21 protein-coding genes are annotated in these 24,633 nt (G+C 68.1%); 12 read left to right on the top strand and 9 right to left on the bottom strand.

The window, feature by feature from the left end; all coding sequences use genetic code 11:
- Positions 1 to 259: 259 nt before the first annotated feature.
- On the bottom strand, positions 260 to 1,462 hold the full coding sequence (locus ACYP33_RS00710; RefSeq protein WP_459619041.1) for a porin: 1,203 nt from the start codon (positions 1,460 to 1,462) through the stop codon (positions 260 to 262).
- 561 nt (positions 1,463 to 2,023) lie between these two features.
- Entirely contained in the window at positions 2,024 to 2,932 is a 909-nt protein-coding gene (locus ACYP33_RS00715) for a LysR family transcriptional regulator (protein WP_414440788.1), read from the bottom strand.
- A gap of 376 nt (positions 2,933 to 3,308) precedes the next feature.
- Here ACYP33_RS00715 and ACYP33_RS00720 point away from each other — a divergent pair, with 376 nt between their 5' ends.
- Positions 3,309 to 5,690 (top strand): DNA polymerase II, encoded by a 2,382-nt coding sequence (locus ACYP33_RS00720; RefSeq protein WP_459619044.1) that lies wholly within the window; start codon positions 3,309 to 3,311, stop codon positions 5,688 to 5,690.
- A 278-nt stretch (positions 5,691 to 5,968) separates the two neighbouring features.
- On the opposite strand, the gene ACYP33_RS00725 is transcribed toward ACYP33_RS00720, so the two are convergent.
- Entirely contained in the window at positions 5,969 to 7,165 is a 1,197-nt protein-coding gene (locus tag ACYP33_RS00725) for an aldose epimerase family protein (protein WP_459619046.1), read from the bottom strand.
- A gap of 296 nt (positions 7,166 to 7,461) precedes the next feature.
- Here ACYP33_RS00725 and ACYP33_RS00730 point away from each other — a divergent pair, with 296 nt between their 5' ends.
- Entirely contained in the window at positions 7,462 to 8,292 is an 831-nt protein-coding gene (locus ACYP33_RS00730) for an isocitrate lyase/PEP mutase family protein (protein WP_459619048.1), read from the top strand.
- Positions 8,293 to 8,323: 31 nt separating this feature from the next.
- Here ACYP33_RS00730 and ACYP33_RS00735 read toward each other — a convergent pair whose 3' ends face one another.
- Positions 8,324 to 9,097, bottom strand: coding sequence for an IclR family transcriptional regulator domain-containing protein (locus ACYP33_RS00735; protein WP_414448587.1), 774 nt, complete (start codon positions 9,095 to 9,097; stop codon positions 8,324 to 8,326).
- Positions 9,098 to 9,260: 163 nt separating this feature from the next.
- Here ACYP33_RS00735 and ACYP33_RS00740 point away from each other — a divergent pair, with 163 nt between their 5' ends.
- From ACYP33_RS00740 to ACYP33_RS00755, 4 genes are all read left to right on the top strand, one after another.
- Positions 9,261 to 10,070: a shikimate dehydrogenase family protein gene (locus ACYP33_RS00740; RefSeq protein WP_414448588.1), complete on the top strand. Its 810-nt coding sequence runs from the start codon at positions 9,261 to 9,263 to the stop codon at positions 10,068 to 10,070.
- A gap of 86 nt (positions 10,071 to 10,156) precedes the next feature.
- The gene (locus tag ACYP33_RS00745) at positions 10,157 to 11,560 is read left to right on the top strand and encodes an MFS transporter (protein ID WP_459619050.1); all 1,404 of its coding nucleotides are present in this window, start codon (positions 10,157 to 10,159) and stop codon (positions 11,558 to 11,560) included.
- A gap of 382 nt (positions 11,561 to 11,942) precedes the next feature.
- Positions 11,943 to 13,184 (top strand): LysR family transcriptional regulator, encoded by a 1,242-nt coding sequence (locus ACYP33_RS00750; protein WP_414448590.1) that lies wholly within the window; start codon positions 11,943 to 11,945, stop codon positions 13,182 to 13,184.
- Complete coding sequence (locus ACYP33_RS00755; RefSeq protein ID WP_459619052.1) at positions 13,181 to 13,417, top strand: hypothetical protein; 237 nt, start codon at positions 13,181 to 13,183, stop codon at positions 13,415 to 13,417. The genes ACYP33_RS00750 and ACYP33_RS00755 overlap by 4 nt, the downstream gene beginning before the upstream one ends.
- Before the next feature lie 84 nt (positions 13,418 to 13,501).
- Here ACYP33_RS00755 and ACYP33_RS00760 read toward each other — a convergent pair whose 3' ends face one another.
- The 4 genes from ACYP33_RS00760 to ACYP33_RS00775 are packed head-to-tail and all read right to left on the bottom strand — an operon-like array spanning position 13,502 to position 17,285.
- A complete protein-coding gene (locus tag ACYP33_RS00760; RefSeq protein ID WP_459619054.1) occupies positions 13,502 to 14,194 on the bottom strand; it encodes a substrate-binding domain-containing protein in 693 nt (230 codons plus the stop codon).
- 7 nt (positions 14,195 to 14,201) lie between these two features.
- Positions 14,202 to 14,885 (bottom strand): 4-carboxy-4-hydroxy-2-oxoadipate aldolase/oxaloacetate decarboxylase, encoded by a 684-nt coding sequence (gene ligK / locus ACYP33_RS00765; protein ID WP_459619056.1) that lies wholly within the window; start codon positions 14,883 to 14,885, stop codon positions 14,202 to 14,204.
- Positions 14,886 to 14,887: 2 nt separating this feature from the next.
- Complete coding sequence (locus ACYP33_RS00770; protein WP_414448593.1) at positions 14,888 to 15,913, bottom strand: amidohydrolase family protein; 1,026 nt, start codon at positions 15,911 to 15,913, stop codon at positions 14,888 to 14,890.
- A 55-nt stretch (positions 15,914 to 15,968) separates the two neighbouring features.
- Positions 15,969 to 17,285, bottom strand: a complete 1,317-nt coding sequence (locus ACYP33_RS00775) for a gallate dioxygenase (RefSeq protein WP_459619058.1) — start codon at positions 17,283 to 17,285, stop codon at positions 15,969 to 15,971.
- Between the two features lie 341 nt (positions 17,286 to 17,626).
- Here ACYP33_RS00775 and ACYP33_RS00780 point away from each other — a divergent pair, with 341 nt between their 5' ends.
- Together ACYP33_RS00780 and ACYP33_RS00785 are read left to right on the top strand one after the other, a co-directional pair.
- Positions 17,627 to 17,953 carry a thioredoxin family protein gene (locus tag ACYP33_RS00780; protein ID WP_459619060.1) on the top strand — a complete coding sequence of 109 codons (327 nt, stop codon included), beginning with the start codon at positions 17,627 to 17,629 and terminating at the stop codon, positions 17,951 to 17,953.
- Between the two features lie 20 nt (positions 17,954 to 17,973).
- On the top strand, positions 17,974 to 18,393 hold the full coding sequence (locus ACYP33_RS00785; RefSeq protein ID WP_459619062.1) for a secondary thiamine-phosphate synthase enzyme YjbQ: 420 nt from the start codon (positions 17,974 to 17,976) through the stop codon (positions 18,391 to 18,393).
- A gap of 32 nt (positions 18,394 to 18,425) precedes the next feature.
- Here ACYP33_RS00785 and ACYP33_RS00790 read toward each other — a convergent pair whose 3' ends face one another.
- Complete coding sequence (locus ACYP33_RS00790) at positions 18,426 to 19,364, bottom strand: LysR family transcriptional regulator (RefSeq protein ID WP_459619064.1); 939 nt, start codon at positions 19,362 to 19,364, stop codon at positions 18,426 to 18,428.
- 101 nt (positions 19,365 to 19,465) lie between these two features.
- Here ACYP33_RS00790 and ACYP33_RS00795 point away from each other — a divergent pair, with 101 nt between their 5' ends.
- From ACYP33_RS00795 to ACYP33_RS00810, 4 genes are all read left to right on the top strand, one after another.
- Positions 19,466 to 19,864: a (R)-mandelonitrile lyase gene (locus ACYP33_RS00795; protein WP_459619065.1), complete on the top strand. Its 399-nt coding sequence runs from the start codon at positions 19,466 to 19,468 to the stop codon at positions 19,862 to 19,864.
- Between the two features lie 103 nt (positions 19,865 to 19,967).
- On the top strand, positions 19,968 to 20,666 hold the full coding sequence (locus tag ACYP33_RS00800; protein ID WP_459619067.1) for a carboxymuconolactone decarboxylase family protein: 699 nt from the start codon (positions 19,968 to 19,970) through the stop codon (positions 20,664 to 20,666).
- Positions 20,667 to 20,989: 323 nt separating this feature from the next.
- Complete coding sequence (locus ACYP33_RS00805) at positions 20,990 to 23,569, top strand: type VI secretion system Vgr family protein (protein ID WP_459619068.1); 2,580 nt, start codon at positions 20,990 to 20,992, stop codon at positions 23,567 to 23,569.
- Positions 23,569 to 24,633 carry a DUF4123 domain-containing protein gene (locus tag ACYP33_RS00810; RefSeq protein WP_459619070.1) on the top strand — a complete coding sequence of 355 codons (1,065 nt, stop codon included), beginning with the start codon at positions 23,569 to 23,571 and terminating at the stop codon, positions 24,631 to 24,633. The genes ACYP33_RS00805 and ACYP33_RS00810 overlap by 1 nt, the downstream gene beginning before the upstream one ends.

Below are 24,633 nucleotides of genomic sequence, written 5' to 3' on the forward strand. Positions count from 1 at the left end.
CGCGCCGCGCCCGCCGCCTCGTGCGCGCGGGCGCGGCGCGGGTTCGACGGGGCCGTGCGGGATAGGCCGTTAGTTGCGAATTGGAGATGCACCGGGCGTGTGTTCCGCGCATCTGCAAGTGCGGCGCCCCAAAAGAAAACGCCGTCGGCGCGTGAACGCGGCGACGGCGAAAAGAAGGCTCGCCATGGCGAACCCTCTACTGCAAATACCGGAAATTGCCGGGGCGGCAGCTCACGCCGCCCCGCACACACCTTGCCGCTTAGAAGCGCGTGATGATGCCCGCGCCCACTGCCACCTGGCTGCGCGACGAGGACGGTGCGCTGTTCTGACCGTCGCCGATGTCGGCCGTGGCGTTGATGATGCTGCCGCCCAGTGCGAGCGTCTGACCGCCGGCGCGCTGGTAGGCTTCGAGCGCGTACAGGCCAGTGCGCTTCGACAGGCTGTAGTACTGCGACAGGTTGAACTGGTGGTAGTAGGCTGCGTGCTGCACGCCGTTCGCCAGCGTGGCGCGCGTGTAGCTGTAGCCGGCTGCCAGGTCCAGCGTCGGGGTCGGCTTGAAGTGCAGCACCGCGCCGGCCGTGTTGAAGATCGCCGTGTTGGTGAACTTCGAGCCCGAGCCCGGGATGTATTGCACGTTCGAGTACGAAGCCGTCACGTCCCACTGCGAGTTGAACGTCCAGCCGCCCGTCACGGCCAGGCGCTGCTGCGCTGCCGCGAACTGATAGCCGTTGTTGATGCCCGACACGCTCGGCTCGGCACCACCGTTCGATGCCGTCGAGTTCGCACCCCACGCACCGCCGCCCACCGTCGAGTTGTTCAGACGCATGAAGCCGACCGCCAGACCGGCCGGGCCCATCGCGTAGCGCCCGGCCACGCTCCAGGTCGAACCGTTGTTGGTGCTGCCCGGCGTGCCGCCGAATGCGTACGAACCGCCGAACGTGAAGCCGCCGTAGGTCGGCGACATGTACACCAGCGAGTTGTTGACGCGGTACGTCGTATCCAGCGAGTCGATATCACCCGGGTGCGCGCCGTATGCGCCCGTCAGCCAGGTGGTCGGGCTGTACGGCGACAGCACGGTGTAGTACGCGGTGTACTGACGGCCGGCCGTGAAGCTGCCGAAACGTGCGTCCGACAGGCCCACATAGGCTTGACGATTGAACATCAGGCCCGATACGGCTTGCGCGCCGGTGGCGCTGTTGAAGCCTTCTTCCAACTGGAAGATGGCCTTCAGGCCGCCGCCGAGATCTTCCGAGCCCTTCAGGCCGAAGCGGCTGCCCGCCCAGATGCCGTTGACCATTTTGACGGCCGACTTGCCACCGCTGGTCGCGCCGAGCGAGGCCTGGCTGCTCTGCCAGCCGATACCCGTATCGACGATCCCGTACAGCGTCACGCTGCTTTGAGCGTGTGCGACGCCCGCGGTCAGGCCGGTGAGCGTTGCTGCCACCATGATGCGTTTCTTCATTGCGTCCCCTGTGATTCCAAAGCGCCTGCACCCCGCAGGCGGTCAGCGTTATGCGTTATCGGCCGCCCTTGCGAGTGCGGGCCGGTCTCCAGGTGAGGTCGAGTATCCGTGTGCTTGGAGTCCCTCATCTAGTCAGTCATCCTATAACGCAAGTGCAAAATTCAACAATGCTGAATTGCATATTCCTAGGGAAATCTCTGTGTCATTTTTGTTGAAACCTTGACTTGACAGCTTTTCGATATGATTTAAGTTGTTGATTTTTATGGAAAACTCATTTATTTCATTTTCACTTCTTATTCTTTCATTTCTATTCAGCAGTTTCGGCCCGAATTTGCCTATCCGACAGACTGACTTTCAGTAATTGAAAGGATGAGTGAGTTATACGATGACTCATGGCGAGCCACGCCCAGTATGTGGAATGGGCCGATGCAGTGCGCCACGACCGCGCGCCGCCACGCAGCAACGGCGTGGCGCGACGGCACGCGCGAAAGCACAAAGAATGCTTACGAAGGCAATTTGTAATTGATGCGGAAATGAGTCCGGCAAACAGCCGGAACGGCGTCAGCGTTGATCGGCCGTTTCGGCCATCAGCATGTCGAGGAACGCGGCCGGCGCGGGGTCGAGCACGTCGGCGGCATCGCCCGACGCCGAGGCCGCGTGCGTGACCACCAGCTCCCAGCACAACTCGGCGCGTTCGAGCCGCACGCAGGCGAGCCTCTCGGGGCGGCGCACCACCACATCCTCGGGCAGCAGCGCGATGCCGAGGCCCTGGCCGACCAGGTCCAGCACCGTGTCGAGATCGCCGATCTCGAACGCCACGCGCCGCTGCAGGCCCGCCTCGGCGAAGCCGCGATCGACCAGCCGCCGCGTGCCCTGCCCCGGCACGAAATCGACGAACGCTTCCTTGACCAGCCGCGCCAGCGGCACCGCGCCGGCCGCCGCGAGCGGATGGCCGCGCTCGCAGGCCAGCACCATCTCGTCGCAGGCGATGATGTGCGACGTGTGCCGCTCGTTGCGCTCCTCGATCGGCAGGATCGCCAGATCGAGTTCGTGCGCGCCCACCTTCTCGTTCAACTCGGGCGCCGCGCCCTGCACGAGCCGCACCTCCACGCCCGGATGCGTCTGATGAAAGCGCGACAGCAGCCCCGGCAGTTCGAGGAACTGCGGCAGGCTCTGCACCGTGCCGATCGAGAGCTTGCCGCTGCGCACCGAGGTGATGTCGGCCACTTCCAGCGCGGCCCGGTCGAGCACGTCGAGCGCGCGCCGGGCGCGATCGAGGAACACCGTGCCGGCCGCCGACAGGCTCACGCGCCGCGTGGTGCGCACCAGCAGCTTCGCGCCCAGTTCCTCTTCGAGCAGCCGGATCGAGGTGGACAGCGCCGACTGCACGATGTGGCAGCGCTCGGCCGCGCGCGTGAAGTTGGCCTCCTCGGCGACGGCGACGAAATGGCGAAGTTGTCTCAGTTCCACGGGCGATCCTTGTTCGGGCGAAGCGGTCCGCGCGGCAGACGGCCTGTCGTGCAGCGGCGGGCGGTCCGCCGATTCGGGGGTGAATTATGGCAAAGAATGCCGCCGTCGGCCGAGCCTGCGCGGCGCGGCCGGCGTGGTGGCGCTCGGGCCTCGGGTCGGGCTTCGGGTCGGGCTTCGGGTCGGGCTTCGGGTCGGGCTTCGGGTCGGGCTTCGGGTCGGGCTTCGGGTCGGGCTTCGGGTCGAGCTTCGGGTCGAGCTTCGGGTCGGGCTTCGGGTCGAGCTTCGGGTCGAGCTTCGGTTCGCGCGCCGGGCGCGACCGCCATGCAGGCGCTACAATCCGCCGCCTGAGGCACCTTCACCATCACGAGCACGCGTTTTGACCGAATTCGAGCAGGGTTTCATCCTGACCCGTCATTGGCGGGACACCGCCGCCGGCGTCGAGATCGAATTCTGGCTCGCCACCGGCAGCGGCCCGCGCCGGGTGCGCCTGCGTCCGCAGGAATCGGTGGCGTTCGTGCCGGCCGCGCAACGCGAGGCCGCCGAACGCGTGCTGGCCGGCGAAAGCGGCGTGGCCTTGCGCCCGCTCGCGCTGCGCGATTTCCGCCAGCGCCCCGTGCTCGGCCTCTACGGCCGCCGCCATCGCCACCTCGGCGCGTTGCAGAAGCGGCTCGCGAAAGACGGCGTGGACGTGTACGAAGCCGATGTCTCGCCGCCCGACCGCTACACGATGGAGCGCTTCATCACCGCGCCGGTGCGCTTTCGCGGCACGCCGGCCGGCCCCGGCCTGCTGACCGACGCCGAACTGAAGCCCGACCCCGACTACCGCCCGGCGCTGCGCGGCGTGTCGCTCGACATCGAAACCAGCGCGCGCGGCGAGCTGTATTCAATCGCGCTCGAAGGCTGCGGCCAGCGCGACGTGTTCATGCTCGGCCCGCCCAACGGCGACGCGGCCACGCTCGACGGCCACGCCGTGCACCTGGTGTATTGCGAAACCCGCGCGGCGCTGCTCGAACGGTTCAACGCGTGGTTCGCGCAGCACGACCCCGACCTGATCATCGGCTGGAACCTGATCCAGTTCGACCTGCGCGTGCTGCACGCGCACGCGCAGCAATACGGCGTGCCGCTGCGGCTCGGCCGCGACGGCAGCACGCTCGAATTGCGCGCGCACGGCCAGCAGCCCGACCACCTGTTCGCGAGCGCCGCGGGGCGCCTGATCATCGACGGCATCGAGTCGCTCAAATCGGCCACCTGGAGCTTCCCGTCGTTCAGCCTCGAATACGTGTCGCAAGCGCTGCTCGGCGAGGGCAAGGCGGTCGACAACCCGTATCAGCGCATGGACGAGATCCAGCGCCGCTTCGACGAGGACAAGCCCGCGCTGGCGCGCTACAACCTCAAGGATTGCGAACTGGTCACGCGGATCTTCGCCAAGGCGGACCTGCTGTCGTTCATGCTCGAACGCGCCACCGTCACCGGGCTGGCGGCCGACCGCACCGGCGGCTCGGTGGCCGCGTTCACGAATCTGTACCTGCCGCGCATGCACCGGCTCGGCTACGTCGCGCCGAACCTGGGCGACGTGACCGGCCAGAACAGCCCCGGCGGCTTCGTGATGGATTCGCGCCCCGGCCTCTACGATTCGGTGCTGGTGCTCGATTACAAGAGCCTGTATCCGTCGATCATCCGCACCTTCCTGATCGATCCGCTCGGGCTGGTGGAAGGCCTCGCGCAGCCCGGCGACGCCGATTCGGTGCCGGGCTTCCTCGGCGCGCGCTTCTCGCGCAGCCGCCACTGCCTGCCCGAGATCGTCAAGCGCGTGTGGGAGAGCCGCGAGCAGGCCAAGCGGCAACGCAACGCGCCGCTCTCGCAGGCGCTGAAGATCATCATGAATGCGTTCTACGGCGTGCTCGGCTCGTCGGGCTGCCGCTTCTTCGATCCGCGGCTGGCGTCATCCATCACCATGCGCGGCCACGAGATCATGCATCGCACGCGCGAGCTGATCGAAGCGCAGGGCTACGAAGTGATCTACGGCGACACCGATTCCACCTTCGTCTGGCTGCGCGAGGCGCACGACGACGCGTCGGCCGCCGTCAAGGGCCGCGCGATCGTCGCGCACGTCAACGCGTGGTGGCGCGAGCATCTGCGCGAACGCTTCGGCCTCGACAGCGCGCTCGAACTGCAATACGAGCGCCATTACCTGCGCTTCCTGATGCCCACCGTGCGCGGCGCGGAGGAAGGCAGCAAGAAGCGCTACGCAGGCCTGGCGCTAACCGCCGACGGCGGCGAGGACGTGGTGTTCAAGGGGCTGGAAACGGTGCGCACCGACTGGACGCCGCTCGCGCAGCAGTTCCAGCGCGAGCTGTACACGCGCGTGTTTCGCCGCGAGCCGTATCTCGACCTGATCCGCGACACGGTGCGGCGCATGCTGGCCGGCGAACTCGACGATCAACTGGTCTATCGCAAGCGCCTGCGCCGGCCGCTGGCCGAGTATCAGCGCAACGTGCCGCCGCACGTACGCGCCGCGCGCACCGCCGACGAATACAACCGCGAACAGGGCCGCCCGCTGCAATATCAGCGCGGCGGCTGGATCAGCTACGTGATGACCACCGCCGGCCCCGAGCCGCTGGAAACGATACGCTCGCCGATCGACTACGCGTTCTACCTGAACCGCCAGTTGCAGCCGGTGGCCGACGCGATCCTGCCGTTCCTGAAGGACGATTTCGAGGCGGTGATTTCCGGGCAGGGGCAGTTGTTTCCCGGTTGAAGAGGCGAGGCGGGAAGCAAAGGGGAAATGACGCGGATGCCGAACTGGTTGCTCACACAACCTTTCTGCGAATGGGGGAAATCGGGGAAAAAGAGTCGGGGCGCCGCCACGACGTGGCCTGCGCCCCTGGCCCCCGGGGGTAACAACGGGAGGAGTAGAGGGTTGACGACAGCGTAACGGCTGCCGCCCCGGCTGAACAGCGGCTGCCGCTGAAATCTCAATTCGGCCTGCGCGAACAAAGCGGGCAGCGTTTTTGACGCCGGCCGAATTCACGGGTTTCAGCGCACCGAAAAGCGCAGCACCGTCTCCTCGTGCAGCGTTTCACCCGGCTTCAATTCCGTGGTGGGGAACGCCGGATGATTCGGCGAATCGGGGAAGTGCTCGGCTTCGAGCGCGAACGCATCCGTTTGCCGGTACGCGTGCCCCGACGAACCGACCGCGCTGCCGTCGAGCGAATTGGCCGTGTAGAACTGCAGGCCCGGCTGCGTGGTGTCGACCGTCAGCACACGGCCGCTGTGCGGGTCATGAACGCTGGCGGCAAACGCCGGCGTGCGCTCGCCGCCATGGTCGAGCACCCAGTTGTGGTCGTAGCCGCGTGCATACACCATCTGCTCGAAACTCGAACGCAGATGGCGGCCGATCGGCGTGGCGCGGCGCAGGTCGAGCGGCGTGCCCTCCACCGTGGCCAGCTCGCCGGTGGGGATCGAATTGCGGTCGGTGGGCGTGTAGCGCGAGGCCGCGATGCGGATCTCCTGATCCTCCACGCTGCCGCTGCCCTCGCCGGCCAGGTTGAAATACGTGTGATTGGTCAGGTTCACCACCGTGTGCTTGTCGGTGGTCGCCTCGTAGCGGATATGCAGCGCGTTGTCGTCGGTCAGCCGGTAGGTGACGTGCACGGTCAGCGTGCCGGGAAAGCCGTTCTCGCCGTCGGGGCTCACGTAGGTCAGCTCGGCGCCCGCGCCGTCCGGGCCCGCGCCGTTGCCGGGCAGCGGCTTCACGCTCCACACCTTCGAATCGAAACTGTCCGGGCCGCCGTGCAGCGTGTTCGGCGCGTTGTTGATCGGCAGCTTGTAGGTCTGGCCGTCGATCTGGAACTGGCCGTTCGCGATGCGGTTGGCGTAGCGGCCGATCAGCGCGCCGAAATGGATGTTGCCGTTATAGGCCTCGTAATCCTTCAGCGACGCGAAGCCGAGCACGATGTTGGCGAACTTGCCGTGGCGGTCGGGCACGTCGATCGCGGTGATCACGCCGCCGTAGCTGATGAACCTGACCGTGGTGCCGTGCGCGTTCTTCAGCGTGTATTGGCTGACGGCCTGACCGTCGCGCGTGGTGCCGTACGGCGCCTGGCTGAACGTGGCGGCCTGAGCGAGCGGCGCGACCGCGAGGCTGGCGGCGACCAACGCGCCGGCGGCGGCGGTTTTCAGGGCTGGGCGGCTGCACAGGCGGCGGTTCGAATACGGGAAGGACGTGCTCATCGGATGGCGGCTCCTCTCATGGCGGACGGTGGCGAATGCGGATGCGGCGTGCCGTCGATTCTAGTCGTATGAGGGTTGAAGCGCGTTTTGCCGGGCGCCGCGCCGCCGCAGGTTCAGGACACCGACATTTCACGCCGCCCTGACACGTCGCCCGGACGCGTTCGGCGAAAATGCAGCAGACTGGCGTTCGGGCCGCCAATACACATTGCGCGCGAGGCCCGCCCGCAGCGCAAATTCGATGCCCGCCACCCCCATGCCGGACGGGCCCCGCCCCATCACGTTTCCGAGGATGCCTCATGCCACGCACGATTGCCGAACGACGCGCCGCCTTCCGCGAGTTGCACGCGAGCGGTTGTTTCCTGTTGCCGAACCCGTGGGATGCGGGCAGCGCGCGCTACCTCGCGGCGGCCGGCTTCCGAGCGCTCGCCACCACGAGTTCGGGCTTCGCGTGGTCGGCGGGCCGCGCCGACAACACCGTATCGCGCGAGGCGGTGCTCGCGCATCTGCGCTCGCTGGTCGAGGCCACCGATCTGCCCGTCAACGCCGATTTCGAGAACGGCTTCGGCGCCACGCCCGAGGAAGTCGGGCAGAGCGTGGCGCTGGCCGTGGAAACCGGCGTGGCCGGCCTGTCGGTGGAGGATTCGACGGGCGACGCGCACGCGCCGCTGCTGCCGATCGAGGTGGCGGTGGCGCGCATCGCCGCCGCGCGGCGCGCGATCGACGAACGTGGCGGCGACACGCTGCTGGTGGGCCGCGCCGAGAATTTCGTCGCCGGGGTGCCCGATCTCGACGACGCCATCGCCCGGCTGCGCGCCTACGCGGAAGCCGGCGCGGATTGCCTCTATGCGCCCGGCATCCGCACACGCGGCCAGATCGAGGCGGTGGTGATGGCGGTCGCGCCGAAGCCGGTCAACCTGTTGATCGGTTCCGCTTCGGAATTCTCGCTGGCCGACGTGGCCGCGATGGGCGTGCGCCGCGTGAGCGTGGGCGGCGCACTGGCGCGCGCGGCCTGGGGCGGCTTCCTGGCAGCGGCGCAATCGCTGGCCGAAGGCCGCTTCGACGGCCTGCCCGACACGCCGCCCGGCAGCCTGATGAACGACCTGTTCGCGCGCGGCAACGCAAACTGAAACTGAAGCACCCCCGCGCTGCCGCGCCCGCTCAGGTGTCCATGATCGGCCGCAGCAGCGCCTGCCCTTCGTACAGATAGCGCAGGTAGCGCTCGCGAATCTCCGCGAGCGACAGCGGCGACACCTGCGTCGTGATCGTCAGGCTGGCGCGCATCTGGCCGTGGCGGTCGGTCAGCGGCACGCCGAGAATCCGCATTCCCACTTCGTATTCCTGATCGAGTTCGGCATAGCCCTGCTCGCGGATCTGCCCGACGATCGCCTGGATCTCGGCCACGCCGGTGCGCGTGTAGGGCGTCAGCGCCTGCCGGTCGACGCGCGCCAGATACGCCTCCACCTCGGCATCGGGCAGCGAGGCCAGCCACAGCCGCCCGCTGCCGGTGCAGTACATCGGCAGCCGCCAGCCCTGCCGCATCGACAGCGACGACACGTTCATCACGCGGCTGCGCACGATATGCACGACCTCGTCGCCATCGCGCACCGCCACCGACACATGCTCGCGCGTCTCGGCCGCGACCTTCTCGACGATCGGCCGCATCATGCGCGGCAGCCGCGCCGATTCCACATAGGCCTGGCCGATCCGCAGGTTCTTCGCGGTCAGCCAGTAGTAGCGGCCGTCCGTTTCCGCGTAGCCGTCGTGCACCAGCGTCAGCAGGAAGCGCCGCACGGCGCTGCTGGTCAGGCCGGAGCGCTGCGCGGCCTCGGGCACGGTCAGGCGGGGTGTCTGGTCGTTGAACAGCAGGATCAGCGCGAGGCCTTTCTGCAGGCCGGCGATCAGGTCGCGTTCGTGAATGACGGGTGTTTTCATCTGAGGATTCGGGAGAAACGAAGCGAACCGGAAACCGGCACGACGCTGCGATTATCGCAACCTCGATCCGCTTATCGCAATATTTTCGATTTTTCGGCGTTGTCGGGCCGGGCGAGGCGGTCGCACCATAGCGTCGTGTTCCTAACGAATTCCGGACGCCTCAATGATTCGCGGTACGACCGAACTGGTAGCCATCGTCGGCTCCCCCATCGCGCAGGTGAAATCGCCGCAGAACTTCAACGACTGGTTCGCGCGGCACGACAAGGATGTGTCGATGATCCCGATCGACCTCGACGGCGGCTCGATCGAGCCGTTCATCGGCGCGCTGCGTGCCTGGCGCAACCTGCGCGGCTGTGTGGTCACCGTGCCCTACAAGCAGCAGATCGCGCCGCGCCTCGACGCGTTGAGCCGCCGCGCCGAGGCGCTGGGCTGCGTCAACGTGATCCGCCGCGAATGCGACGGCCGGCTGGTCGGCGACATCGTCGACGGCGACGGCTTCCTGAACGCGGCGCGCGGTCACGGCTTCGAGCCGGCCGGCGCGAAGGCGCTGGTGCTCGGCGCGGGCGGCGTGGGCAGCGCGATCGGCTGGGCGCTGTGCGAGCACGGCGTGGCCTCGGTCACGGTGGTCGATCCCGACGCGGCGCGCGCGCAGCGGCTGCGCGCGCTGCTCGCAAAACATCACCCGGGCAGCTTCATCGAGCCGCATTTCGATTCGCTCGCGCCGTTCGATCTGGTGGTCAACGCGTCGCCGGCCGGCATGGAAGGCTACGCGCCGCTGCCGCTGGCCGAAACGGTGCTGGCCACGCTGCGCCCCGGCGCGCTGGTGGCCGACGTGGTGACTTCGCCCGACATCACGCGCTTCCTGGAGATCGCGCGCGGCCTCGGCTGCCGAATCCAGACCGGCGCGGACATGGCGCTCGCGCAGTTCGGCAACCTGGGCGCCTTCATGAACGTCACGCCGCTGGAGGTCTGAGCGCGCACGCAAGCGCACGCCAGGCAGCCCGGCTGCCGCACCATCCGCGAGGATGGCATTCCAATATTATTCAGGAGACCCGATCGATGAACGACGGACACATGACACCTCAGGAGCGCGCGAAGCAGACCACGCGCGCCACGGCGAGCGGCTGGATCGGCTCGGCGCTCGAATACTACGATTTCTTCATCTACGCGCAGGCCGCGGCGATGGTCTTTCCGCAGTTGTTCTTCCCGCACGGCAACCCGAAGCTGGCGATCGTGGCATCGCTGGCGACCTACGGCGTGGGCTACGTGGCGCGCCCGATCGGCGGCTTCCTGCTGGGCCGGCGCGGCGACACGCACGGCCGCAAGCATCTGCTGCTGCTCTGCATGTTCCTGATGGGCGCATCGACGTTCGCGGTGGGCCTGCTGCCGACCTACGGCCAGATCGGCATCGCGGCACCCGTCATGCTGGTGCTGCTGCGCCTGGTGCAGGGCTTCGCGGTGGCGGGCGAAATATCCGGCGCCAGCTCGATGATTCTCGAACAGGCACCCGAAGGCCGGCGCGGCTATTACGCGAGCTTCGCGCTGCAAGGCACGCAGGCCGGGCAGATCTTCGCGGCGGCGATCTTCATGCCGCTTGCCTACTGGATGCCGAACGACACGTTCGTCGCCTGGGGCTGGCGCATTCCGTTCCTGCTCAGTGCGCTGGTGCTGGCGGCCGGCTTCGTGATCCGCCGCAAGGTGCAGGAATCGCCCGCGTTCGTCGACGAGGACAACAACGGCGGCATCCCGGCCTCGCCGATCGCGGTGGCGTTCCGCGAAAGCTGGCGCGACATGATCCGCATCGCCGTGATGGCCACGGCCGCCGTGATCGCGATGGTGGCGACCATCTTCGGCGCGGCCTACGCGGTGCAGCCGTCGTACGGCATCGGCTTCCATCCGAACACCTATCTGGCGATCCCGCTGATCGGCAACATCGTGGCGGTGCTGGTGATTCCGTACGTGGGCAAGCTGTCGGACCGGATCGGCCGGCGCATCCCGGTGGTGGTCGGCTCGCTCGGCGCGGGGCTGCTGTCGTATGCGTACCTGTACGCGATCAGCGTCAAGAACGCGCCGCTGGCGATCGTCACCTCGGTGCTGATGTGGGGCGTGATCTACCAGGGCTTCAACGCGGTGTTCCCGAGCTTCATGCCGGAGCTGTTCCCGACCCGCACGCGCGTGTCGGCGATGTCGATCGGCCAGAACATCGGCATGGCGATCACGGCGCTGCTGCCGTCGCTGTTCGCGGCCATCGCGCCGCCAGGCACGCACGACATTCCGATGCTGATCGGCACCGCCACGCTGATCATCACGGCGCTGGCCGCGCTGTCGGCCTGGACGGCTCGCGAAACGTACCGCACGCCGCTCAACGAACTGGGCGGGCCGCGCAGCGGGGCGGCGGCTGCACGTCGGCGTGCGGATGGCGGAGAGCGGTCGGCCGGAGCGGCGGGGGCGCGGTCGAGTTGATGCGTGAATGGTGGTGAACCGGGCCGGTCACGGCCGCCGGACGTGCGGACGGGCTGACGCGCGAACGGTGGCACATCGGACCGGCCACGGCCGCCGGTTTGCAGGCGGACGGCGGCGAACCGAACCAGCCAGAGTCGCTGGCGCACGGTCTAGCTGACACGCGAGCGGCGACCAATCGAACCGAACTCCACGGCCGTCGGCGCGCGGTGTGCCTGACGCGCAAACCGCGGCGAACCTGACCGGCCACAGCCGCCAGCGCACGGTCGAACTGACACACGAAAGCGCGTCTCGCCCGGCGAGCCGCGACCGTCATCCCAACGCCTGCCAGGACGCCCCGCCACCCCGCTGCCGCGCCGCCGTGCTCGTGTAGCATGGCGGCACCATGCAGCCGAACCTCGGACACCTCAGAACCTTCCTCGCCGTGATCGACACGGGCAGCCTCGCGGGTGCATCGCGGCAGTTGTTCCGCGTGCAGTCGGCGGTCACGCGCGCGATCGCGGAACTGGAAGGCAGCGTCGGCGCGCCGCTGTTCCAGCGCACGCCGGCCGGCGTGGTGCCGACGCCGCCGGCCGAGGCGATCCTGCCGCGCGTGCGCTCGGTGATGCGCGACCTGTCCGTCTGGAACCGCCGCAAGGCCGCCGAGCCGCTCGCCGGCGATCTCTATCGCGCCGTGCCGGCCGCCGCGCTCAACAACAAGCGCCTCGAAATCTTCTGCCGCCTGCTGCGCTCGCGGCACATGCCGACCGTCGCCAGCCAGATGGGCGTGAGCCAGCCGGCCGTCAGCGCCGCGATCTCGCTGCTGGAGGAATGCGCGCAGGACAAGCTGTTCCTGCGCACCGCGCGCGGCCTCACACCCACCGCGCGCGCCATCGCGCTCGGCCAGACCACGCGCCACGCGCTGAACGATCTCGCGCGGCTCGCCAGCGACATCGCCGCCGCGCACGGCACGCTGGCGGGCGAGGTGGTGGTGGGCGCGTTGCCGCTGTCGCGCGCCTCGCTGCTGCCCGAGGCGATCGCGCGGCTCGTCGCGCGCGCGCACGGCGTGCAGGTCAGCACCATCGAAAGCCCGTTCGACGATCTGTGCGCGGCGCTGCGCGCGGGCAGCCTCGATTTCATCGTCGGCGCGCTGCGCGAGGCGCGCTACTCCACCGATCTCGAAGTGCACGAACTGTTCGCGGAACCGCTCGCGATCATCGTCGGCGCGCATCATCCGCTGGCCGCGAAGCGGCGCGTGTCGCTGGCCGCGCTGGCCGGTTATCAATGGATCCTGCCGCGCCGCGACACGCCCTCGCGCGCGCTGCTGGCCGCCGCGTTCGAGCTGGCCGGTCAGGCCGAGCCGACGCCGGCCGTGGAAACCGGCGATTCGATGATCGTGCGCGGGCTGCTGGCCCGCTCGACCATGCTGGCGGTGGTGTCGCAGGGGCAGATGGACGCCGATCTGAAGGATGGCGAAGTGAAGGCGCTGCCGATCGAGCTGGCCGGCACGGTGCGGCCGATCGGCATCATCCGGCGCGCGGGCGTGCTGGCCTCGCCGCCGGCCGCCGCGCTGTTCGATACGATCCGCGACGTGGCGCGCGAGCAGCGCGGCGGGTTGAACGCCGCGAGCGATGCGCCGCGCGAATGAACGCGCGGGCGGACAGGCTCTCGCCGCCCGCCGCAGCGCTGTTTGACACGATCCACGATGTGGCGCGCGAGCAGCACGGCGCGGTGAACGCTGCCGTGCGATGCGCCGCTCGACTGAACGCGCGGGCGGACAGGCTCTCGCAGGCCGCCGCAGCACTGTTCGACACGATCCACGATGTGACACGCGAGCGGCGTGGCGGGTTGAACGCTGCGAGCGATGCGACACGCGACTGAACACGCGGGCGGGTAGGCTCTCGCCGCCTGCCGCCTCGCTGTTCCAAACGATCCGCGATGTGACGCGCGGCCGGGCAACCCGGCTCAGGCCGCCGCGTCCATTCCGCAGGATTGCTTGATATCGGCCGCCGCCGGCGCAGCCAGGAACGCGAGCCACGCCGCCGCTTCATCGCGCCGCGCGCAACGCGCGCCGATCGCGCCGGTGAAGGTCGTCACAGCCTGCGCCGCCTCGGGCAACGCGCCGACGATCGCGATTCCAGGCTGACCGAGCAACTCGCTGCGCTGCTGAAAACCCAGCTCAACCTCACCCGCCGCCACCAACGACGCGACCGGCACGCCGGGCCGCGCCCGCACCAGGCGCGGCGCGAGCGCATCGGCCACGCCCCACCTCGCGAACAACGCTTCCAGATGCGTGCCGCTCGGCCCGGTCGAATAGCCGATCGTGCGAGCCTGCATCACGGCCTCGCGCAGCGCCGCCTCGGAATCGATCGCCGGCAACGGCGCGCCGCTGCGTACCGCCACCGCGATGCCCGAGCGCGCGATCGCCACGCGGCTGCCGCCGTCCACCTGCCCGGCCTCGGCCAGCCGCGCCAGCGCGTCGCCGGCCAGCACCACCACGTCGAACGCCTCGCCTTCGCTCACGCGCCGCGCCGCCTCCACGCCGCCCACCGATTCGATCGCCACCTCGCGGCCCGTGTCGGCCGCGTAGGCAGCGGCAAGCCGCGCCAGCAACTGGCGCGTCGCCATCGACGAAATCAGCGTCAGCGGCGCGTGCATGGCGCGCTCAATCGACATAGCGCAGGCCGGCCTTCGCGAGCGGTTCGCGCATGCTGTACATGTCGAGGCCGAGTACGCCCGAAGCCAGCTTGGCGCGCTTGGCGCCCTCGTTGGCCTCGCGCGCCAGCGCCTTGTCGAGCACCTCGGCGGCGATCGCCTTCGGCACGCACACCACGCCGTCGATATCGGCCACCACCACGTCGCCCGGCGTCACATAAGCGCCCGCGCACACCACCGGCACGTTGACCGAGCCGAGCGTCGCCTTGATGGTGCCCTTCGACGAAATCGCCTTGCTCCACACCGGGAACTTCATCTCTTCCAGCGTGGCCACGTCGCGCACGCCGCCGTCGATCACCAGGCCCACGGCGCCCTGCGCCTGGAAGCTGGTGGCCAGCAAATCGCCGAAATAGCCATCCGTGCAGGCAGCCGTGACGGCCGCGATCACGATGTCGCCGGGCCGGATCTGCTCGGCCGCCACATGCATCATCCAGTTGTCGCCCGGTTGCAGCAGCACGGTGACGGCCGTGCCGGCCGCGCGCGCATGCGGGTAAATCGGCCGCATATAGGGTTGCAGCAGGCCCACGCGCCCCATCGCCTCGTGGACGGTGGCCGAGCCGAGTTCGCCGAGCTTGCGCGCCACGTCCGCATCCGCGCGCTCGACATTGCGATACACCACGCCGAGTTCGTACATGATCAAAGCCCCTTGTTCTTCAATGCCGTGTCGAGACGGGAATACACGCGCCGCGCGTTGCCCTCGTAGATGCTGAAACGCTCGCCTTCGCTGATGCTGGCCGCTTCGATATAGCGCTTGGTGTCGTCGTAGGCATGGCCGGTTTCCGGGTCGATGCCGCGCACCGCGCCGATCATCTCGCTGGCGAACAGGATGTTGGCGACCGGGATCACGTTGGTCAGCAGGTCGATGCCCGGCTGGTGATAGACGCAGGTATCGAAGAACACGTTGTTCAGCAGATGCTCGCCGAGCGGCGGCTTCTTCAGTTCCTGCGCCAGCCCGCGGAAACGGCCCCAATGGTAGGGCGCCGCGCCGCCGCCGTGCGGAATCACGAACTTCAGCGTCGGGAAATCGCGGAACAGGTCCGAGGTCAGGCACTGCATGAACGCGGTGGTATCGGCGTTCAGGTAGTGCGCGCCGGTGGTGTGGAAGCAGGCGTTGCAGCTCGTGCTGACGTGGATCATCGCCGGGATGTCGTACTCGACCATCTTCTCGTAGATCGGATACCAGTAGCGGTCGGACAGCGGCGGGCTGGTCCAGTGGCCGCCCGACGGATCGGGGTTCAGGTTGATCGCCACGTTGCCGTATTGCTCGACGCACTTCACGAGTTCGGGGATGCAGGTGGCGATATCCACGCCCGGGCTTTGCGGCAGCATCGCGGCCGGCACAAAGTGCTCGGGGAACAGTTGGCTCACGCGGTAGCACAGCTCGTTGCAGATCGCGGCCCATGCGCTCGACACCGCGAAATCGCCGATGTGATGCGCCATGAAGCTGGCGCGCGGGCTGAAGATCGTCAGGTCGATGCCGCGCTCGCGCATCTTGGCGAGCTGGTTTGACTCGATCGATTCGCGCAGCTCGTCGTCGCTGATCTGCAGCTCCGAGGCGGCCGGCATCGGCGTGCCGTCGTTGAACGCGGCGATCTGGCGGTTGCGCCAGGCTTCGAGCGCCTTCGGGGCCGTGGTGTAGTGGCCGTGAATATCGATGATCATGCGGATTCCTTAATCAATGGATTGCGGCGCCGCGCACCGTTGCGCGGCGAGCCGCTCAGTCTCGCTTCGTCGTGTCGCCCGGCTTGGCTTGATCCCACGCCAGCGCGCCGGCGCTCTTGCCGGCCACCGAATACAGCGCGCCGGGCGCGTTGCGGGTGGCCTGGAACGCTTCGAGCGTTTCGCCCCGCATCGCCGCGTAGATATGCAGGTTCGAGACGCCCGTCACCGCGCCGAGCTTTTCGAGCAGGAAGAAGATCACGCCGTAATGCAGCAGGCCGCGCCAATCGCGGCGGCGGATCAGGTCGCGCTCGGTCTCGCTGAGGCCGGCCGCCTCGAAGCTGGCTTCGGCATCGGCCAGGAACGCCTCGCGATGCGCCGGCTCCACCATGCGGTGCAGGAACGCGTTGATGCCCCAGGCGCGCACCGCCGTCTCGGTCGAGAACGGGTAGGTGCCTTCGAGCTTCTCGATGCCGGCCAGCTCGGCCGCGATGCGCGCGCGCTGGCGCTCGGCCTGTGCGGCGTCGGGCGCGTCGTCTTCCGCGCCCTCGTAGATCGCCGTGGCGATGCCGGCCATCGACGGCAGGTAGTAGCTGCGGTGCTTGCAGCTCACGTTGGCGGGCAGCGCGCCGCGCATCGTCAGCCACATCACCACTTCCGCGCCTTCGTAGCCGCCGAGCGTCGCGAACTCGGCGATCGTCATGCCGGCCAGCCGCTCGGGATCGTGCTCGAACAGGTCGAGGAAGCGCGCGTCCCACGCCGTGTCGTTGAAGCCGGCGCGCTCGCCGTGCACCTGGTGCGACAGCCCGCCGGTGGCCACGATCGCCACGCGCAAATCCTCGGGATAGCTTTCGATCGCGCGGCGCAGCGCCTGGCCGAGCTTGTAGAAGCGGCGCGCGCTCGGCATCGGCAGTTGCAGCACGCCCATTTGCAGCGGCACCAGCTTCACGGGCCAAGCCGGATCGTGCGGGCACAGCATCGACAGCGGCGAGAAGCAGCCGTGGTCGAGCGCCTTGTTCTGGAAGAACGACATGTCGAACTCGTCGGCCATCAGCGAGCGGCCGACGTGCGCGGCGAACGCCGGGTGCCCGTCGATCGGCGGCAGGTCGCGCGCGCCGCCGCCCTCGTCGGCCACCGTCCATTGCGGGCCGACGCCCAGCGAGAACGCCGAGTAATGATCGAAGAAGAACGACGTGACGTGATCGTTGTAGATCATCAGCAGCACGTCGGGGCGCTTCTGTTCGAGCCAGTCGGCCAGCGGTGCGAAGTTCTTGAAGATCGGCGCCCAGACGGGATCGTCGCGCTTGTTCTTGTCGAACGCGAAACCGATCGTCGGCGTGTGGGAGGCGGCGATGCCGCCAATGATTCGGGCCATGCGCGGCTCCAGTGGTGAGGCGCGCGGACGGAACGGCCGCCGCGGCGCGGATAGGCGTATCAAAGCGGATGGCGGCCCGCGCGTCAATCCGCCCCGGCACGCATCAATCGTCTATTTCGAATGGATGCGGCGCAGCAAAGCCTTGTCGACATTGAGTATTTGGCTTCGATACGGAAAACCATCGATAACTTTTTTCGAACCCGTCCCCGACAAAATGCACGGCGCGAGCGGGCCGGCCCGGCGGCCCTGCGACGGCATCGGCCCGTTTCCGCTAGAGTGGAAGCTTGCGGCCGCGCCCCCACGCGGCCGCATTGCATTGCGTTTTTCTCCAAGGAGCCGCCATGACCGCCACCCAGCCCTATACGCCCGATGCCCCCGCCCGCGCCGCCGTCGACGCACTGGCCGGCACCACCGTGATCGAGTTCGGCGCGAACTGGTGCGGGATCTGCGCCGGCGCGCAGCCGGCGATCCGCGAGGCGTTCGCCGCGCACCCCGAGGTGCGCCACCTGAAGATCGAGGACGGCCCGGGCCGGCCGCTCGGCCGCTCGTTCGGCATCAAGCTGTGGCCGACGCTGGTGTTCCTGCGCGACGGCGCGGAAGTGGCGCGCGTGGTGCGCCCCACCGCCGCCGCGCAGATCGAGGCGAACGGCTTCGCCGCGCTCGGCTGAACGCCACCGGAGCCATCACGATGAAACAGGCGATCCAGCATATCGGCGTGGCCACGCGCGGGCGCGGCCTGATCGATTTCACGCGGCAGGTGCGCGCGTTCGTCGAGCAGCAATCGATCCGCACCGGCCTGCTGACGGTGTTCTGCCGCCACACGTCGGCCTCGCTGCTGATCCAGGAAAACGCCGACGCGTCGGTGCAGCGCGATATCGAACGCTACTTCGAGGAGATCGCGCCCGAGGACCCGGCGCGCTACGAACACGACACCGAAGGCCCCGACGACATGCCCGCGCACCTGCGCACGGTGCTCACGCAGGTGCAGTTGTCGATTCCCGTCGAGCAGGGGCGCATGGTGCTGGGCACCTGGCAGGGCATCTACCTGTTCGAGCACCGGCGCATCGCGCATCAACGCGATATCGTCGTGCATCTGATCGGGGAATGAACGCCTGAGCGAGCCGGTTCCTCACCGGGGCCTCAACGCCGCGCCTTGCCGCCGCCGCGCCGCGCTTCGCCGCGTTCGGGCCGGTAACCCTCGCGCAGCGCTTCCACCACCAGTTCCACCGCGCGCGACGACTTGCGGCGGCTCGGGTAGTACACGTGGTGGCCGACGAAGGTCGGATACCACTCCTCCAGCACCCAGGCCAGCCGCCCGGCCTGCACCAGCGGCTCGGCCAGATCGTGCGGCACGTAGGCCAGCCCGAAGCCGGCCAGCGCCGCGTCGAGCATCTGGTAGACGTTGTTGAACGTCAGTTGCCCGGCCACGCGCACCTGCAACGCGCGCCGCCCCTTGACCAGTTCCCACGCCAGCAGCGAATCGCGCGTCGGCAGCCGCAGGTTGATGCAGTTGTGTTGCGTCAGATCCTGCGGCGTGGCCGGCGCGGGGCGCGACGCCAGGTAGCCCGGCGCGCCGACGATCGACATCGTCATGTCCGGCGCGATGCGCTGCGCGATCATGTCCTTCTCGACCTGATCGCCGAGCCGCACGCCGATGTCGTAGCGGTCCGCCACGATATCGGTCAGCCCGTAGTCGTTCACCAGCTCGATCTCCAGCTCCGGATACAGCCGCAGCAAGGGCTGCACGCGCGGCCAGACATAGGCGTTGGCGGCGTAATCCGTGGTGGTGATGCGCACCATGCCGCCGGGGCGGTCGGTCATCGCGCGCAACGCCTCCAGCTCCACGCCGATTTCCTGCAGATGCGGCCCGACCACCGCCAGCAGCCGCTCGCCGGCCGCCGTGAGCGACACGCTGCGCGTGGTGCGCGCCAGCAGCGGCATGCCCATGCGCGTCTCCAGCAGGCGCACGGTGCGGCTCAGCGCCGATTGCGACACGCCGAGCTGCGCCGCCGCGCGCGTGAAGTTGCGCTCGCGCGCCACCGCCATGAACGCCAGCAGGTCGTCGAGGTTCTCTTTCAATTGATGCTCCCATGCATAGGATCATGCCGATTTTGCCATCTAGTCGCATGATCGCGGGCTCGGTACATTGGCCGGCATCCCATGACTCGCAAGGAAGCCCCATGAAACTGATGCGCGCCGGTTCGCAGCCCTCGATGCGCGGCCCCGACGAGTGGTTCACCGGCACCGTCCGGATCGACCCGCTCAACGTCGCGCCGCCGCCCTCGCGCGTCTCGTGCGCCAGCGTCACGTTCGAGCCGGGCGCGCGCACCGCCTGGCACACGCACCCGCTCGGCCAGACGCTGTTGGTGACCGCCGGCTGCGGCTGGACCCAATGCGAAGGCGAGCCGCGCGTGGAGATTCGCGCCGGCGACGTGATCTGGTGCCCGCCCGGCCACAAGCACTGGCACGGCGCGACCGCCACCACCGCCATGACGCACGTGGCGATCCAGGAAGCGCTCGACGGCCGCAACGTCGACTGGCTCGACCAGGTCAGCGATGCGCAGTATCTCGGCGAGTGAACGCCGCCCGCCCCGGCTCGCCGCGCGCTTTGCCGCGCATCTCGCGGCGGCCGGCACGGCGCTGGCCCTGAGCGCCTGCGCCACCCCGAACAGGATTCACGCCATGCACGACACCCCCACGCCCGCCGACCTCGGCGCGGCCTCCCCCGCCCTCGCGCACTACACCGCCACCGTGCTCGACAACGTGTGGCAACGCCCGGGCCTTGCGCCGCGCGATCGCGGCATCGTCACCGTCGCCGTGCTGATCGCGCGCAACCAGGCCGCCGAGTTGCGCAGCCAGGCGCCGCTCGCGCTCGATCGCGGCGTGACGCCGGCCGAGCTGTCCGAGATCGTCGCGCATCTGGCGTTCTACGCCGGCTGGGGCAACGCCACGGCCGCGGCCGGCGCGCTGGCCGACACGTTCCGCGAACGCGGCATCGGCGCGGCCCAACTGTCGCCCGTCGATACGCCGCCGCTGCCGCTCGACGAGGCGGCCGAACGCCAACGCGCACACACCGTCGGCGAGAATTTCGGCATGACCGCACCGGGCGTGGTGCAGGCCACCACCGACGTGCTGTTCAACGACCTCTGGCTGCGCCCCGGCCTCGCGCCGCGCGACCGCAGCCTCGTGACGGTCGCCGCGCTGGTGGCGAACGGCCAGGTCGCGCAGATCCCGTATCACCTGAACCGCGCGATGGATAACGGCCTGACCCGCGACGAGGCCGCCGAGATGCTGACGCAACTGGCGTACTACGCGGGCTGGCCGAACGTGTTTTCGGCGATGCTGGTGTTCAAGGAGGTGTTTGCAAAGCGGGCGGATTAATGCCGGGCGGGTTTTATTACCGATTTCTTTAATCGAATGCCGATAATCGGTAATTTAATCCGCATTCGATTTTCAGCGTTGAATCGTTCGATATCGGCCGAAATCGTTTTCAACTCGCCTGTTTGATTCGACAGGTTATCTCCCGCTTGCGCCATTCATCACGCCATTTGATCGGATTCAAATGGCGTTTTGACATTTATTAAATCGACAGCCATCGTCAGGTCTTCGTAATCCCGCTAAAATGCCGCTTTGCCATTCGGAGCGCTACCTCCGAACGTGTGCGGGAAGCTCGCGCCCGCCACCGATAAAACGATGGGAAATGCATGGACATGACCGATTTGGCTCAGGCCATTCGTGGCGGCCTGATTCAACAGGGGCGTCTGCTGAAGACGGATATTCCCTGCCTGCCCGATAACACCCTGATTCCGCGCCGGGCCGTCACGCACGCCGAATTGGGCCGCGATTTCAGCATGACGCTCGACATGGTGTCCGCCGCGCCCGATGTCGAACTGAAATCGCTGATCGCGCAGCCAATCACGCTGTGGATTCAGCAGGCGGACATGTCGTACCGGCCCGTCAATGGCTTTATCCATACCGCGCGCCGGCTCGGTTCGGACGGCAGCCTGTCGGGCTATCAATTGACGGTCGCATCGTGGCTGCATTTCCTGCGCTTTCGCAGCGACATGCGCTATTGGCAGGATCAGGGCACCGACGCCATCCTCGCCGCCGTGTTCGACGCGCATCCGCAGGCGCAGGGCCGCTATCGGTTCGCGCTGTCGAAGCCGCTGCCGAGCCGCTCGTATTGCCGCCAGAGCGAGAGCGACTGGCAGTTCGTGCACCGCCTGATGGAGCAGGAAGGCCTGTTCGGCTTCTGGCGGCACGATGCGGGCGGCGCGTCGCACACGCTCGTGATCACCGACGACATTCATTCGCTCGACGCCCTTTCCCCGGCCGCCGTCACGTTCGCGCGCATCGCCACCGGCAGCGAAGCCGACGCGTTCACGCAATGGGCCGGCTCGCGCACGCTGCAAAGCAGCGCGCATACCACCCGCACGTTCGACTACAAATCGCCGGCCGCCGCCGCCAACCCCAAGGGCACCACGCTGCCGACGCGCGACAACCAGGGCAGCCTGCCGCAGCAAACCGAAGTCTACGAATACACCGGGGCCTACACGTTCGCCGCGCAGGATCGCGGCGAGGCGCTGTCGAACATCCGGCTGGAGGAATGGGAATCGCGCGCCAAGCGGTTCACGGGCGCGGGCGGCGTGCGCGGCATCGATGCCGGCCGGCGCTTCACGCTGACCGGCCATCCCGAGCACGATCGCGACGCCGATTCGCAACGCGAATTCGCCGCGATCCGCGTGCAGGGGTTCATCGAGAACAACCTGCCGCTGTCCGACCACGACGCGAATTTTCCGCACAGCCTGCAGGCGCAACTGGCGCAGGCGCGCGCCGACAGCGGCGACGGCGGGTTCGCCGTGACGCACGACGACGGCTCGACCGGCTTCTATCGCGTGGAAGTCGAGGCGCAGCGCACCGCCGTGCCGTACCGCAGCCCGTTCGCGCACGCCAAGCCCGAGATGCGGCTCGAAACCGCCATCGTCGTCGGGCCGCAGGGCGAGGAGGTGTACACCGATGCGCTGAACCGCATCAAGATCCGCTTCGTGTGGGATCGCCTCAACGACGGCGACGAGCGCGCCTCGTGCTGGGTGCGCGTCGCGCAATCGGACACCGGCGGCGGCTATGGCGGCGTGCATATGCCGCGCGTCGGCGAGGAAGTGCTGATCGGCTATCTCGGCGGCGATTGCGACCGGCCGATCTGCCTGCATCGCGTGTACAACGGCGCGGTCAAGCCGCAATGGCACAGCAACGGCATCCTGTCCGGCCACCGCTCGAAGGAATACGCCGGCAGCGGCTACAACGAGATGGTGCTCGACGACGCCACCGGCCAGAACCGCATGCGCCTCGCCAGCAGCAGCGCCAATTCGCTGCTGCATCTCGGCTACCTGATCGACCAGAACGGCAACACGCGAGGCGGCTATCTCGGCAGCGGCTTCGATCTGCGCACCGACGATTACGGCGCCGTGCGCGCCACGCAGGGGCTGTATCTCACCACCCATCCGAAGGCCGCCAACAGCCAGCCGCTCGACGTGCGCGAATCGCAGCAGCAGCTCGTCAATGCCGAGAGCCTGATCGAATCGCTGTCGCAGGTCAGCGAGACGCACCAGGCCGAGACGCTCGCCGAGGGCCACGACGCCATGAAGGCGTTCACCGACGCGACGCAAAACAGCGTGGCCGGCTCCGCTTCTGGCTCAGCTTCCGGCTCCGGTTCCGGCGGCAACACCGCCGGCGGAGGCACCGGCAGCGCGAACGCGTTCAAGGAGCCGGTGATGCTGCTCGGCAGCCCGGCCGGCATCGCGCTGTCGAGCCAGCAATCGGTGCATCTGGCCGGCACCGAGCAGATCAACCTCGTCAGCGGCCAGAGCACGGTGCTGGCCGTCGGCAAATCGCTCGTGGCCAGCGTGCGCAAGACCCTCAGCCTGTTCGTGCAGAACGCCGGCATCAAGCTGTTCGCCGGCAAGGGCAAGGTCGAGGTGCAGGCGCATTCCGACAATATCGAGCTGACCGCGCAGAAAACGCTGAAGCTGGTGAGCGCCACCGCCACCATCGACGTGGCCGCCAAGCAGGACGTGCTGCTGACATCCGGCGGCGCCTATATCCGCATCAGCGGCGGCAACATCGAGATTCACGCGCCCGGCACCATCGACGTGAAGGGCGCGCAGCACACGTTCGCCGGGCCGGCCAGCATGCCGTATCCGCTGCCGGCGCTGCCGGGCGGCACGTGCAAGGAGTGCTTGCTGAATGCGCACAGCGGACGCGAATCGATGGTCGAGGCGGATTGATGAGCGAGCAAAACGAAACCGGGGCGGCGATGCAGGAGGACGGCGTTGAGGTTGCGGACGCAACCGATGCGGCCGAGGTGATGGATGTCGTTGAGGAATCGCCTGCGCGGCTCGACGATTGGCCCGCGTTCCTGGAAAGCCTGCATGGCGGGTTTGCCGAGCGCTCCGCGCAGGGCCTGCCCTTGCAGTTGTATGCGTTCCTCGATTCGCGCGGTTATCCGGGCCTGGATGCGCGGCTCGCGGCCGCGCACGGCGTGCGTTACGCCTCGCTGTGGCGCGAGACGAATCTCGACGCGTATCCCGACATTGCCCCGCATCTGATCGCCTTCGACCGGCAGGCGCTGGCCACCGGCAGCGAGCAGCATCGTCTGCTTCACGAGCTGTGGACACGCCTGGTCGATCTGCACGCCGTGACGTGGGCGTGGTCGCCGCTGCCGTTCGACCGGCTCGACGCGCATTGCCGGCAGTATGTCGTCTACACACTGCCGGGCGGGCGCCGGTTCTTCCTGTTCTTCTTCGACAACCATGTGCTGGCGCGGCTGCGGCAGGTGTGGTCCGATGCGCAGGCGCAGCGGTTTCTCGCGCCGTTCGTCGCGTTGCGGTATCGCGATCGATGGCGCAAGGAAGTGGTGTGGCGCAACGAGGCGGCGGTTGGCGCTGATGGCGGCGTGATCGGCAGCGACAGCCTCGTTGATCTGGACGACACGCAGCATGCGAGATTGATCGCGCTCGGGTATCCCGACAAGCTGGCGCTGCAGTTTCGCGAAACGATGGCGATGTCGGTCGATCATCTGTCGGATGTCGAGTTGTACGAAGCGATTGTGTTGTTGCTCGAACGGGCGGCCGGTTATGGGATCGCCGACGCCGCGCAGGTGCTGTCGTATGTGACGATCGGTGTGCATGTGTCGCCAAGGTTTGATGAGCATCCCGATGTGCAGGCGTGTCTCGCGGCGGTCAAGCGTGGGGAGATGGATGTCGATGCGGCGCTGGCGGGGATTGGCGACGCGCAGTGGGATGCGATTCGGGATGCGATGGAGTTGACGCGGTTGGGTGGTGCGGGTTGA

The organism is Burkholderia sp. 3C, assembly GCF_054589155.1.